Below are 13181 nucleotides of genomic sequence, written 5' to 3'. Positions count from 1 at the left end.
CATGCGCACTCACCAACAAACACCACAGGAATCTGGAAAGCAGACTCGTACGGGAATTGTCCCGCTCGAGATGGTGATGTGTTTAACCGTGTTGGTTCCGCTCCTCATGTTCATCATTTTCCTGGGGACCTTCTGGTCAAACCAGGCGTTGCTTGTCGCCACAGTGAGGAATGATGCCTGGCGTGCCAGATATCAGGAAGCCAACGATGCGGAGTTCAATTTCCAGAAGCCCCCGACACCGATTCGTAAAAATCGCAGCCACACGGTCCAGTCGGTTCCATTCTTACGTGAATACGCCAAGCCGCGGTCAAGTCACATCATCTTCGGTGATGCGTGGCATGCGAGGACCAATGATCCTGCACCGGGTCCTTCAAAACGGTTCAAGGAATTCAACAATCACTGGAATCTTGAACCCTCCGTAAAGCTCGCCGGCTTCGCTGGAGTGAATAATCTCGGTTCATTAACTGACATGCTTGGGAAAATCGGCGATTTCGGAAATCTCCTGCGTTCTACGGTCAATTCTATACTGTCGTCCGGGACAGGCATTGAAGGTCTCGTCGATCAGTTCAAGCAGCAGGCAGAAAGCGCGATCGAAGAAGGAAAGCAGAAACTGGAGGAGGCCAAAAAAGAAGTTGAAGAAAAGATTCAGCAGACAAAGGACCTCATCGAGCAGAATCTGACGACGATCGCAGACGAGAAAACGCGTATTGAGGACATCATCAAGATGCAGGATGAAATCGCTGAGAAGCTAAAAGATGAAACCCTCACTGATGAACAAAAAGAAGATCTCGAAAAGGAATCAGAAGTGTTGGATGAAGAAAAGGAGAAAGCGGAAGATAAAGTGAAGCAGCTCGAGCAGCGTAATCGTGATCTGGAAGATCTTAGCGAGCGGCTTGGAAGAGCATTGAACAATTGACCAAGGCAAGATCAGTGGCTGCTTCTCACACAACACCTGAATCATCTCCAATTCCGTCGGTTCGGGCGAAACCGCTTTGGTCAAAACTGGAAAGTTTGATTTCGACAATTGTCATCGTCATCGTGATCATCTTCGGCTGGAAGACGTTCACGACACTTCACGAACTCTTCACTCCAGTGAAAAGATCCTCTTCGACGTCTCAATCCACTTTAGACATCCCTCTTTTGCAGCGTGATCTCTCGACACACGAAGCAGGCTTCTGGCGAGTGAAAGACTGTGAATGGGCATTAGCAATGCGAATCGATTCGACAGCCCGTGTCATCGAAACGCTCGAGAAGCGAAAATCGAATCCTCCACCTCAGCGGTTCGATTCCGCGGACATCTCGAAGTTGACGGAAGCGATCAAGTATCTCTCTCCTGCTCATGAACTTGGTGAGAATCGTTATCTCTACGAGCACACGAGTGGAGAGGGAAAGTTCGGACTGATTACAAAAAAAATAGACGATCAGGAAGTTCTCGAATACGCGATGGCTGCTGTTCCCACACCCGCAGCGAGCGGAATGTATCAGGTTTTTGAAGTCGGAATCCCCACACAAATCCGTCTGTCTCAGCAGAGATTCCTTCTCCCTGTGACGGACTCCGCTCAGGAAACCTGCTCTCGAAACACGATCGATGGAGAACCGGCATTACAGATTCTGGAAGTCCCGGAATCGATCGAACAGAGCGTTTTGAGGTGGAAAAACGCAGGATGGGTGATTGAGCAACAACAGGATGTCCGGTTTGGTACTTCAAGTTACCTTTGCACGTTGAACAACAGCATGATACTGGCGTGCGTTTTGAGAACTACGGCTGGAAAGCACGATTTGTTGCTCCTCCAGTGTCCCATTCAGATGTCGACAGATAACAAGTAATCGCCATGAAAACACTTCTCCAATTGCTCGTAGCTGCTTGTATCGGTGCGGTTGCGGTCGTGCTGAACTGGATGTGGCTCAGTCGAGAGAGTGCGTATCCAACGTATGCAGCAGTCAAAAACAAGATCGCAATCGGTCAGAAGATCACCCGGGATGACCTTGAGGAACTTCCTGTGCGGGGAGATCCAGAGCTGAACAACAAATCGCTTGTCCCCTGGGAACAGCGTTACAACTTCTGGAACCGGACTGCGACTCGCGAATATCAGCAAGGCGACCTTCTCTTTCAACGGGACATCATCGATGAGGCAGAGCAAACACAATGGGACTACATCGGTCCATTCACTCTCGTCGGCATCGGCAGTTCCCCGACCAAAGGAATGGAAAAGCTCATTGGTCAGGAATACTCCACCACTGGCAATGTGATCACTCTCGCTGTCTCGAACGAAAACAACAGGGAAAAGGAACTGTTGCTTCGCTATCTGGCAGCAATGCGAGGGGAATACTCGCATGGGGAATCCGAAACAGAAAAGAAGCTCCTAAAACTTTTGGCGATCGAATCCATCGACCTGCAGACGAGTGAAGCGGAAGGAACGGAAACCACCAAGACCCCGCTGGATGGTGCTGACCGACTGATCTACGTGGAGATCGATGGGATCCCGAATGCTCCTCCATTTCTTCGGATCGGCGCGAAAATTGTGTTCGTTGCCCCTTATGGAAAGAAACAATTTCTGACCGCCTCATTGCCCCAATAACGATTCTGTCCACGATCTCCGATCGATTTCTGTTGAGTAACTGAGCATGCGAATTCGATGGAACAATCTCGTACTGGATGACGACAAAGGGATCTTTAGCGTCTCTGGATCGATCGTTCGGATTGGACGTGATCCCAGCAATGACATCGTGCTCAAAAGTCCGACGGTTGCGGAACACGCAGCGGTGATTGAGCAAACCTCATCTGGATGGCAACTCGTCGTCTTACGAGGAAATTCTGCAAAAGTTGGCGAGATCAAGGTTCGAACCGGCGAGAAACGGGAGATCAGTTCCGCTTCGCCGATCAATCTGTTTCCGTACGAACTCACGCTCGAGTCAACCGGAAGCGGAACACAAGGGTCGTCACTTCACTCGGAATTTGATGAGCATGCCTCGATGCTGCTCCGGAATGTGCATAAAACGCTTCTGGAAGAAGATGACGCTCACCTCGAAGAGACTTATCAACTCCTCGACTCTCGTAAGAAGAAAAAATTCAAGCCTGAGCACGAAGATCGACTCCTCGAACTGCTGGCTGTTCTGGAAGTCGATATTGCGACAATCGCGACGCGTTCCAACCTCAAATCTGCGCGACAATTGAAACTGCTGAACCATCTCGCCGGTCAGTCTGTCTACAACGCCCTGCTTTCTTCGCTACTCCAATCAAGCAGCCAAAAAGGAGATTCTGCTCTAGTGGAGCAATCGATCTGGTCGGACCTGCTCACTGTCCATTCCGGACGAGAACATGATCTGACCGAGTTAGCCGAGCACATCCTGAAGGATTTTCGCAGCAACCAATCGAACGACGTGAGCGAGTTCGTGGATCGACTCACCGCGGGTTATTGGACCTCCTGGCAACGGGTTTGCCAGCAAGCGGACGTCGATTTTCAGGAATATCTCGCTCTCAGATATATCAAACAACAGATCAAAGATGTTCTCTTCGGCCTTGGTCCGCTGGAAGAATTGCTCCGGATGCCCTCAATCTCCGAAATCATGGTCGTAAGTTGCGAGCAGATTTACGTGGAGCGGCGTGGCGTTCTCGAATTGACTGGTCGGCGATTCTTTTCAGACGAGGTTTCCGAATCAATCATTTCCCGAATTGTCGGTCGGGTTGGACGGCGCATTGACCGCTCGCACCCACTGGTCGATGCGAGGTTGGAAGATGGAAGCCGAGTAAACGCAATCATTCGGCCATTGGCAGTCAGCGGCCCCAGTTTAACAATCCGAAAGTTCCCTCTGTCCAAAATGACGATTGAGAATCTCATTGAGAAAGGGGCGGTCACAAGAACCGTCGCTGAATTTTTGGAAGCTGCTGTGATTAACCGGCGGAACATTCTTGTTGCCGGTGGGACCGGAACCGGAAAGACGACTCTGCTGAATTGCCTGGGAGATTTCATTCCTCGAAAAGAGCGCATTGTTACGATTGAGGACACAGCAGAACTGAGACTCGGTAAAGACCATTGCGTTCGTCTGGAGACCAAGAACGCGAACGTCGAGGGAGTCGGCGCCTACACGATTCGGGATCTTGTCAAAAACTCTCTCCGCATGCGACCAGACCGAATCGTCGTCGGGGAATGTCGAGGTGCAGAGGCACTCGACATGCTCCAAGCGATGAACACCGGCCACGACGGTTCGCTGACAACCATTCACGCAAATTCCTCACAGGACGTCATTCTACGACTGGAAGTCCTAGTCCAGATGGCAGCAGACTTACCGATCTCGTCAATTCATCGACAAATTGCATCTGCGATCGATTTGATTGTACAGCTACATCGCTTTTCCAACGGACGTCGCTGCGTCACTCAAGTTACGGAAGTCGTCGGGATGAAAGAGAACGGAACGGGAATTCAACTGCGAAACTTATTCCTGATGGAAGAAGGGGATGACGCCATTCACCCGACAGGGCATTTGCCGTCCTTCATGACAGACCTCATTGAACGAAATCTCATCAACATGGACACGTTCTTCGAGTTTGAAACAGCGATTCAGGAGGCGGCCAAATGATCTCCGTTCCTCCCCAGTTAATTCCATATCTGCCGATCATTAGCTGCGTTCTGGTCTTCATTGCTGTTGTGGTCGGAACCACTCCAATCTTTCGCGTCTGGGACCAGGTCACCCTGCTCTACTTGTACGGTCTCGTCAAACCGCTTCAGGATTCTGGCTATACACTCCCCGGGCTATTTCTGGGATCTCGAATCGTCGCCATCATCGCCATCGTTGTTCTCTCTATTGGCATCGTCATCAAGATGTACATTCTCACTGGAGTTGTCGGCGTATTGTTCCTCATCATTCCCAGACTTTACCTTGGCAATCGCGTCGAAACGCACAAAGTGCTTCTCCGAAATCAGCTGGCCGCCGCCTGCACAGGACTGGCCAGTGCTTCGCGTGCCGGAATGTCTCTCCCGCAAGCAATCGCAGAAATCGTCAATGAACTGCCAGAGCCGATTCGTTCCGAGTTTTCGCGAATCTCCCGGGATTTCCGCGGCGGCATGCCACTACAAAGTGCGATCGGGACGGCGAAAGACCGATTGAATCTGGACACGTTTTCGATTTTTGCAATTTCAATCGCCACTTGTTACGACCACGGCGGAAACGAAACAGTCATGCTGGACAAGATCGCAAACAATATCAACGAGGTTCAACGACTCGAACGACGCATGCTTTCTGAAACAGCGGCAGCACGCCAGGTGGTCTGGATTCTGTCGCTGTTCCCGTTTCTGTTCCTGGCAGTCATGGGAGTATTACACCCCAGCGGCACACAATTGATGTTCACCACAATTGTCGGCCAAGTTCTGATGACCATGACAATCCTCATGATCGCCGGTTCAATCGCCTGGAGTCGATCGATTCTTTCAATGAAGCTTTAGCGAGCAGCATGTCAATCTGGAGGAATACGATGGGAATGACCAGTGACAATCTCCTGATGATCGCTGCATTGGTGGCAACAGGTCTGGCGTGGGGAACCATTGCATGGATAACGATCCGAATATTTACCCCTGACCGCTCCTCTCGCGCGGGATTGGAGGGGCTGGAGGTCAAACGACGGGATTCATTGAAAAAGGCGTCGTCCGTATACCGCAACTGCGGAAACACGATCCGCGACTTCATGCCCTTCACTCGCGTTACCAGCCCGGAAAGAAATGAAGCAATTTCCACTGAAATCTCGTTGACGCTACCCGAAGAACCGTGGACGCCGAGCGAGTACTTCGCAGCTCAAATCGCCATTGCGTTAGTCACGACTCTCGTTCTGTTTATGCTGTTGTCAATATTCCTGCCAGTCATCATCTCGTTTGTCATTTCCAGCGTCTTCGGGTTGCTCGCATATGTCGTGACGATTCTGTCCCTCAGTTCCAGCGTGTCTCACTACAGGAAGCAGTTTCAATACCGACTTCCATTCGCCATCGATTTGCTGACACTCAATATGGAAGCGGGAGCAGAACTGACCGACTCAATGAAAGTCGTCGCGAATGAAAATAAAAAACATCCAATTGGTTACGAGTTCGGGCGGGTGAATCAGCAGGCGAATCTCGGACTGCGCCCCGAAGAGGCGTTAGAAACAATGGTCAACCGTGTGAAAAGTGAAGACGCTAAAGAACTCGTCTTTGCAATCATCAAAGGGAGGGAACACGGGACCTCAATCGTCAACACCCTGCGAATTCAGTCTGAACAGATTCATTTAAGGAAAAGTCAGCTAGCAGAACGGTTGGCCAAAGAGGCCGAGATCAAAATGACCGGACCGAACATGTGCATCATGCTGGCCTGTGTCATCGCGATCATGGGACCGATTCTACTTCCAATCCTTTACGGGACTGGCATTGGATTCTAAATCAATTAGTCACGTTAAACCCTACACGGAAATCTATTCTCTTATCAATAATCGAGGCTACCGAATCCACGATCATCGCATCCGATACATTCCACTCCCTATCGCCCCCTTTACAATCGCAGCCAATCAATCGTTGACCAACAATCGAGAATGTCTTATGACATTTTTTATTGATTTCCCGCCATTCCTATGTGACGATTTTTAATATCCATTTCAGTCACAACAGAGTGATACAACAGCAATGCCTGACATTGAAATTCTCAGTGAACTGTCTCGAAATGACTATCGCGTTGTCAGCGAGGCGTACGATTTTTCAATGAGGCGGGATGTCACGGTTATCGCTGTCACTGAGGAGTTGGAATCTGACGACAACATCAAAAACGCACTTTTCGAAGAAGCACGCTATCTTGTATCGATCAGACATCCGGGATTTCTTCGGATCATTTCGCTGAACGAATCCAAAGGTCAGGTCATTGCGGACAAATTCAAAGGGGACCTTCACCAGATCAATCAACAAGGACCGCTCAACGCCGATCAGGTGCGATCCCTACTGAACCAGACGCTTGACGCACTACATGCTCTGCACACTGATTACAAATCGCTGCACTCTCAGATCTCTCCCGAAAAATTGCTGTTTGACGAGCGGCGGGTGTCATTCGGCCTCTTTCACGGGCAACCTCTCGAAGACCTCCGCGCAGTGCGACCTCATGAATACTCCAAGTACCTCCCTCCTGAAATGATCTCTGAATCGTTCGGTCGTATTGGGCCGGAACTGGATCTTTACAGCTTGGGGATCATTGCCCTCGAATCGCTGCTTGGTCCGAAATTCGACAGTCTGTTTCCGATCGTTCTCGACAACCCCAAGCTCGCAAATACCGGGTGGCTGCGCTGGCACACTTCGGACACGCCGTTTAAGCCAGTCAAAGAATACGTGCCCGGTGTCCCCACAGACTTGGCAACGGTCATCGACTCAATGCTCTCAAAGAATGTTGCGAACCGTCCCCGATCCGCAAAAGAGGCGCTCGACCGCTTAAGTCATCAACCCCTCTATTCTTTAATTAGTGGTCGGGTCGTTGTTGACGAGAAGCCCACCCCCCAATCCGAAAGTGATATCCCAAGCGATAAAACCTCGAGCGATCGGGCAGCCGACGTGCCTGCTCTGCCCATCGAGGAGAAGAGGAAGCCGGATCCGCCAACAAATCACAGGAAGGAACCGCCCCCTGACCAGCGTACCATCTCTTCCAAGGAAGCCTCTAAAAAAACTTCCAGCCACAACCGCAATCCTCAACGACGCTGGATCCCAATTCTGGCACTGCTGCTGATGCTCGGTCTTGGTGGACTCCTCTGGGCGTATCAGAACGACATGATCTCCCAATGGATGGGCAATCAAACGGTCACCCAAGTTGAATCAGCCATCCCTCCAGATCCGCAGCCCGATCCAAAGATCGTAATCAACGGGACCATCGATCCACCCGATGCCAGTCTGAAGATCAATGACGTTCCCGTTAACGTGGTCAATGGCAAGTGGGAATGGTCTTCGCTCGTTGCAGATCCAGTAAAAATCGAAGCTGACAAACCCAGTTACTTCAGCAGGGTCGACACGGTCACGAAGACGGGTCGATTCGATCACCACGTCCGTCTGGAGGCCAAACCACTCATCGAAATAGCCGGCACACTGACCCCTCCGAATGCTATGGTCAAAGTCGACGGAGAGACCGTCACCTCCAAAGATAAAGATGGAGTATGGAAATGGAACTCCATGACTGCGAAATCCGTTCTGGTCACAGCCTCGCTGGAGGGCTATGAGGACTGGGAAAAAGTCGTGTATACACAAGGGGTGCACGACCTTCGTGTGGAACTGCTTCCGCTTCCTGAAGTCACGCTGACTGGCACTTTAAAGCCAGCAAACGCAACACTTCGCATCAATGATGTCGCCATTGAGGTGAATGAAGGAAAGTGGAAATGGTCCTCGGCCAAGATGCAGGAGATCAAACTCCAAAGTAGTCTCTCCGGTTACGATCCTTGGGAACGGAACATCGTCGATCCCGGTGCTCACAAGATTAACATCGCCCTCTCCAAAACCCCCGCAGTTCGAGTTTCCGGGTCCATCGATCCGAAAGATGCGACTCTCATCATCAACAAAAAGCCGATTCTGGCCGCAAACGGAAAGTGGACCTGGGAATCCGAAGAGACTGTCCCGTTTGAAATCAGCCTTTCAAAAAACGGATACAAGCGAATCTCGAAAACGATTCCCTCCGCAGAGTTAAAAGGGTTCAACAACAATGCTCGAGCAATTGACCTGAAGCTCGAGCCAATTCTGTATTTCACGGTCAACGGTGTTACGGACCCACCCGATGCAAAAATGACAATAAACAATGCCGAAGTGCGAATTCGAAATGGAGCATGGGAATATCGATTTGAGGAAGGAACGAAACTCGACGTCAACGCTTCACATCCCAATTACGAAACCAAATCGATAACGCTCCAGCCGACAGCCTCCACGAAAGTTGAATTGAATCTCGATCCGATTTTTACGATCGAGCCTCGGGACGCTCAATTAACAGTTGATGGACTTCTCATTGCAAACAGACCGCCCAAATTGGCGATCCCGCTCTCCGATCAACCGAGCACAATCACTCTCACCAAGGGTGGACAATCGAAAGAATTCAAACTGACTCGCAGTGATATCAAAGCCCTGAACTTCAAGCTGACTCTCCCGATGAAAGTCGACCCCAAACCACTCGCCACCCGGTTCGACCGCAAAGCAGCCCATGAAGCTCAGTTAAGCTACGCCGCATCGCTGAATTTGTCTGCCGAACGCCCTCATGAAGTCGGCTTCAAAATGATCATCATTCCTCCCGGGGATTACACCTTTGGCGCTGAAAACGAAGATCTGAGCCCGGCGAACAAACTCCCTGCGAGAAAAGCCACGATTCAAAAACCTTTCTATATGTCGGAATCTGAAATCACACAGGCCCAGTGGCTGAAGGTGATGGGAACGAAACCTTGGCACACTAAAGGAATTCCGGAAGGTGACGACTACCCGGCGGTTTACATCACATGGAAAGATGCAGAGAGATTCTGCCAGGAACTCAATAAAAGAAAACGCCCGCCGGAAGAAAGTGACTGGGAGTATCGCCTGCCGACTGAGATCGAATGGGAATGGTCCTGTCGAGCCGGAACTCAGTCGGAGTTTTCCTGTGAGCCCGACAAGCTCACCGAGTACGCAAATTTCGAAGAGAACACTGGAAACGCAATTTCTCTTCGCCCCGTGGCGCAACTCTTGAGTAACAATTTCGGTCTGTATGACACACACGGAAATGTGACTGAATGGTGCGCTGACATATTCGACAGCGAGTCACAGCAATTTGTCAGGCCCTCGAGCACTGCGATTCGTCGCGGAGGATGCTGGAATCGCAACCGAAAGTTTATCTCTTCTTCAGCACGCGATGCTTTTCGCGTTGACAATGCAGTCTCGTCAGCCGGTTTACGAGTTGTAATGGCCGGAATCAAATAGTCGTCCCTGTATTCAAACAAGGAATTCGCGATGTTCCGAAACCGATTGATGTTGGCGCTCGCTCTGGCTCTGCCCGCAGAACTCCTGACGACAACATTCATTCATGCGTACGAGAAGCACGAAGAGCACGACCATGAACACGAAGAACACGATTCTGCGGTCACCGCTACGACAGCAGAAATCAATCAGGCTGCTGAAGAACTGCGATTCGCAGCGAACGATCTCTGCTGGGGTCTGTGGAATACATACAACGACCAATCCGAAGCATTCTACGACGCTTATCGGGAAGCGTACGAGATCATGCAGCAAACCAAATCTGTGAAACAGGCTCTTCTACTCAATTCGTCCTCCGCATCAGTGAGCGGCTACCTCAAGCAAATTTCTAGCGAGATTCACCACATCGAGAACCACCTCCCGGAATTCTCAGAACGAACTAATGTCTCCACCCGAGCGAAAGACGAGGTCAACCGGAGGTTTGAACGAACCGAGAAAGCACTGCATGAAGTCATGGAGTTGCTCAAAATCAAAGATGATCATGAAGGAGACCACGATCATGATCACGACCACGCCGCTCAACTCAAATTCAAGGATGAGATTAACTGGGATGAAGCCAACCGCGGTGCTAGCGAATTGGAAGAGAAATCAAATGCATTAAAAACTGCCCTTGAAGGAATGTTCAAAGTCGCGCCTGACAAGTTCGCGGATACGTTTCAGCAGTCCTTCACTCTGTACATGGACGCCCACAAGATCAAAGGACTCGTCGACGCGCAACAGCCAGTCGAGGCACTGACCACTGTGAGTTCCTCCGTAAACACATTGACTCATGAAATTGGTGACAAGCTGAGTAGCAGCGAAAACAACGACGCTGTGCAGAAAGCGGATTTGGAGTCGCTCAAAGAGAAGTTTGAAGAGACCGAAGGTGCGATGCACTCGTTCATCTCGGTGATGTTCAAGAGCGAAGCAACTTCTGATTCCACCGAATTAAAAAAGCAGGCCGAGGCTCTTTCCAAGGAATTTTCCTCGCAAGACCTCGCGAATCAACTGGCCATCGCCGCGAATTCCTTCTGCAGAGCAATTGATCACAATTATAAAACGAACCCGGACTTCAAAGAGGCTCATAACGAATCGACAGAGTTCAAGAACGTCTGCCTTGAACTCTGTACTCTCCTCAATGGTGATCAGATCAGCGACGAAGGCCGGGCGAAGATTTCCGGACTCGATGGCGAACTCCACCATCTCTCAGAACACGTCAACGGTTTCAGGACCGACGACGTGAGCGACAAAAATGAAGTTGGACGCGCTCGACGAAAACTTTCTGAGATTCAGTTGAACTTGCACGCTCTCATGCTGCGAGCAGGGATCGAAAGAAAGCACGTCAATTGACCGACCAAGCCGCTCTCCCCTGCAACAACTGGGAGCGGCCCGAACAATTGATGACAGAGTCCAATCAGAGCGATCAGGTGTCTCGGAAAGCGACACCTGATTTTTTGTGACGAGACGTGAACACGTGACGAAGTCAAAAAGCAGAAATGGAATCTTTGGGGAGAAACTGCTTCTGGAAGAACGCACCCTCAGTGTTCAATTCACTTCCATCAAAATCATGCAGCTACAGAAACTTCGCTGACACCAGGCAACGAGCTCTTTCAAAAAGTGGGGCCGCTGGGACTTGAACCCAGAACCAACGGATTATGAGTCCGCTGCTCTAACCGATTGAGCTACGGCCCCAACTTATTGTCAAAAAGCAACTTACAACAATAGCAAATCGACAAAAAGTTCGATTTGACACTCCACTGTGACACCCGGTATGCTTTTGTCACTGCAGAAAGTGATGCCCGCGATGCTTGCAACATCCGGGCGTCGAACACCACCGAGTTCTTGCCAAGGTGATGCCGATGCAAAAGTCTACAGTCTCGCGCCGTTCTCGCAAGCCGAAGTACAGCAAGCCTTACAAAGACTTTCCACTGACAGCCCATCCTTCCGGACGATGGGTTAAAAAGTTCAATAAAGCTTCCCATTATTTCGGGCCGATTGGGGTCTCGGGTACCGAACAGTTCGAAGCGAACTGGCGAGCCGCACTCGACCGATTCAATCGCGAATGGCCTTATATCCTGAAAAGCGAGTCGCTGCCTGAAGATGCCGTGAAGGCCATCGAGAGTTGCGAACTGAGAGTTCTTTGCAACGAATTCCTAGCTGCCAAGCGGAACAAGATGGAGACCGGTGAGCTGACGGAAAGGAGCTATCGCGACTACTTCCGTTCCTGCAAATTGCTGATTGAACACTTCGGAAAAAATCGGACCGTTGAATCCCTACGTCCACTCGACTTTGAAGCGTTTCGAAGAGGACTGGCGAAGAAGCTCAGTGCCGGAACGCTCGGTAATGAGATCACGCGCTGCCGCGTTATCTTTAAGTTTGCAGCTGACCAAGAGCTGATTCCAGTACCCGTGAAGTTTGGGCAATCCTTCGAGCGACCATCGAAGAAGACACTCAGGCGGGTTCGCAATGAAGCCGGCCCCAAGATGTTCGACGCAGCTGAAATCCGAACGCTGCTGAGAGCATTGGAGGGAGAGGCCGTCGGCATTGTGGGGCAGGAAGAGCCAGTGACTCTGAAACCTGATCCGCAATTGAAGGCGATGGTTTTACTTGGGATTAATGGAGGGCTCGGCAACACAGACTGTTCTGGTCTTTCCGAATTCCACTTGGATCTCAATGCAGGTTGGATGAGCTACCCGCGTCCAAAGACGGAGATTCCTCGCAAGATCCCTCTCTGGCCGGAAACCGTGATTGCACTCTCCGAGGTCATCGAACGCCGGTTACGACCGCGTACAGACGAAGATCAAGGTTTAGTGTTCCTCACGCGAAGTCGCCGCCGTTGGGTGCGAATGGCAGGTAAGGGACTGGATGAAGAAGGGAATGAGAAGCCCCGGAGCGTTTTAGATGATATTTCGCGAGCATTCGGGAAGCTACTTCACGCCTTGAACATCAACGGGCGAAATGGCTTGGGCTTCTACACACTGCGGAGAACGTTCGAGATCCAGGCTGGTGAGTCCAAGGATCAGGTCGCTGTCGACGCGATTATGGGGCACACAGACGAATCAATGGCTGCGGTCTATCGCCAAGGCCAGATCAGTGAAGAACGTCTGCGGGCCGTCGTGGATGTTGTTCGTCATTGGCTATTTCCGCCTGGATGATATGATCCCGCATTGTGGGGATAGGGCGCTGCCCTGAATCCCAGTTACCTGACTGTTTTCCCCACGCTCGATCATT

At 50.8% G+C, this 13181-nt stretch carries 9 protein-coding genes and 1 tRNA gene; 9 read left to right on the top strand and 1 reads right to left on the bottom strand.

All coding sequences use genetic code 11. The features are described from left to right. The first annotated feature begins 1 nt into the window (after position 1). The 8 genes from SH668x_RS08735 (at position 2) to SH668x_RS08700 (ending at position 11300) form a co-directional block, all read left to right on the top strand. Positions 2 to 916: a hypothetical protein gene (locus SH668x_RS08735; protein WP_437188308.1), complete on the top strand. Its 915-nt coding sequence runs from the start codon at positions 2 to 4 to the stop codon at positions 914 to 916. Between the two features lie 14 nt (positions 917 to 930). Next, positions 931 to 1827, top strand: coding sequence for a hypothetical protein (locus SH668x_RS08730; protein ID WP_437188307.1), 897 nt, complete (start codon positions 931 to 933; stop codon positions 1825 to 1827). 5 nt (positions 1828 to 1832) lie between these two features. After that, positions 1833 to 2579, top strand: a complete 747-nt coding sequence (locus tag SH668x_RS08725) for a hypothetical protein (RefSeq protein ID WP_437188306.1) — start codon at positions 1833 to 1835, stop codon at positions 2577 to 2579. Between the two features lie 46 nt (positions 2580 to 2625). Next, complete coding sequence (locus tag SH668x_RS08720; RefSeq protein ID WP_437188305.1) at positions 2626 to 4578, top strand: ATPase, T2SS/T4P/T4SS family; 1953 nt, start codon at positions 2626 to 2628, stop codon at positions 4576 to 4578. Continuing rightward, the gene (locus tag SH668x_RS08715) at positions 4575 to 5441 is read left to right on the top strand and encodes a type II secretion system F family protein (RefSeq protein ID WP_437188304.1); all 867 of its coding nucleotides are present in this window, start codon (positions 4575 to 4577) and stop codon (positions 5439 to 5441) included. The genes SH668x_RS08720 and SH668x_RS08715 overlap by 4 nt, the downstream gene beginning before the upstream one ends. Positions 5442 to 5470: 29 nt before the next feature. Further along, positions 5471 to 6400 (top strand): type II secretion system F family protein, encoded by a 930-nt coding sequence (locus SH668x_RS08710; RefSeq protein WP_437188303.1) that lies wholly within the window; start codon positions 5471 to 5473, stop codon positions 6398 to 6400. Between the two features lie 241 nt (positions 6401 to 6641). Continuing rightward, positions 6642 to 9917, top strand: a complete 3276-nt coding sequence (locus SH668x_RS08705) for an SUMF1/EgtB/PvdO family nonheme iron enzyme (protein WP_437188302.1) — start codon at positions 6642 to 6644, stop codon at positions 9915 to 9917. Positions 9918 to 9947: 30 nt separating this feature from the next. Beyond that, on the top strand, positions 9948 to 11300 hold the full coding sequence (locus SH668x_RS08700; RefSeq protein ID WP_437188301.1) for a hypothetical protein: 1353 nt from the start codon (positions 9948 to 9950) through the stop codon (positions 11298 to 11300). Positions 11301 to 11568: 268 nt separating this feature from the next. On the opposite strand, the gene SH668x_RS08695 is transcribed toward SH668x_RS08700, so the two are convergent. Next, positions 11569 to 11642, bottom strand: a tRNA-Ile gene (locus tag SH668x_RS08695). A 167-nt stretch (positions 11643 to 11809) separates the two neighbouring features. Here SH668x_RS08695 and SH668x_RS08690 point away from each other — a divergent pair. Continuing rightward, entirely contained in the window at positions 11810 to 13105 is a 1296-nt protein-coding gene (locus tag SH668x_RS08690; RefSeq protein WP_437188300.1) for a tyrosine-type recombinase/integrase, read from the top strand. Positions 13106 to 13181 lie beyond the last annotated feature (76 nt).

The organism is Planctomicrobium mucosum, from assembly GCF_051466335.1.
In the GTDB taxonomy this organism is placed as follows: Bacteria; Planctomycetota; Planctomycetia; order Planctomycetales; family Planctomycetaceae; genus Planctomicrobium.
Note: the sequence above shows the minus strand (reverse complement) of the source record. Positions and strands in the feature narration are given on the sequence as shown.

Bases quoted from the DNA above. Each gene is read 5' to 3' on its own strand.
- SH668x_RS08735 (WP_437188308.1), top strand. From the start codon at position 2: ATGCGCACTCACCAACAAACACCACAGGAATCTGGAAAGCAGACTCGT.
- SH668x_RS08725 (WP_437188306.1), top strand. From the start codon at position 1,833: ATGAAAACACTTCTCCAATTGCTCGTAGCTGCTTGTATCGGTGCGGTT.
- SH668x_RS08720 (WP_437188305.1), top strand. From the start codon at position 2,626: ATGCGAATTCGATGGAACAATCTCGTACTGGATGACGACAAAGGGATC.
- SH668x_RS08715 (WP_437188304.1), top strand. From the start codon at position 4,575: ATGATCTCCGTTCCTCCCCAGTTAATTCCATATCTGCCGATCATTAGC.
- SH668x_RS08710 (WP_437188303.1), top strand. From the start codon at position 5,471: ATGGGAATGACCAGTGACAATCTCCTGATGATCGCTGCATTGGTGGCA.
- SH668x_RS08705 (WP_437188302.1), top strand. From the start codon at position 6,642: ATGCCTGACATTGAAATTCTCAGTGAACTGTCTCGAAATGACTATCGC.
- SH668x_RS08700 (WP_437188301.1), top strand. From the start codon at position 9,948: ATGTTCCGAAACCGATTGATGTTGGCGCTCGCTCTGGCTCTGCCCGCA.
- SH668x_RS08690 (WP_437188300.1), top strand. From the start codon at position 11,810: ATGCAAAAGTCTACAGTCTCGCGCCGTTCTCGCAAGCCGAAGTACAGC.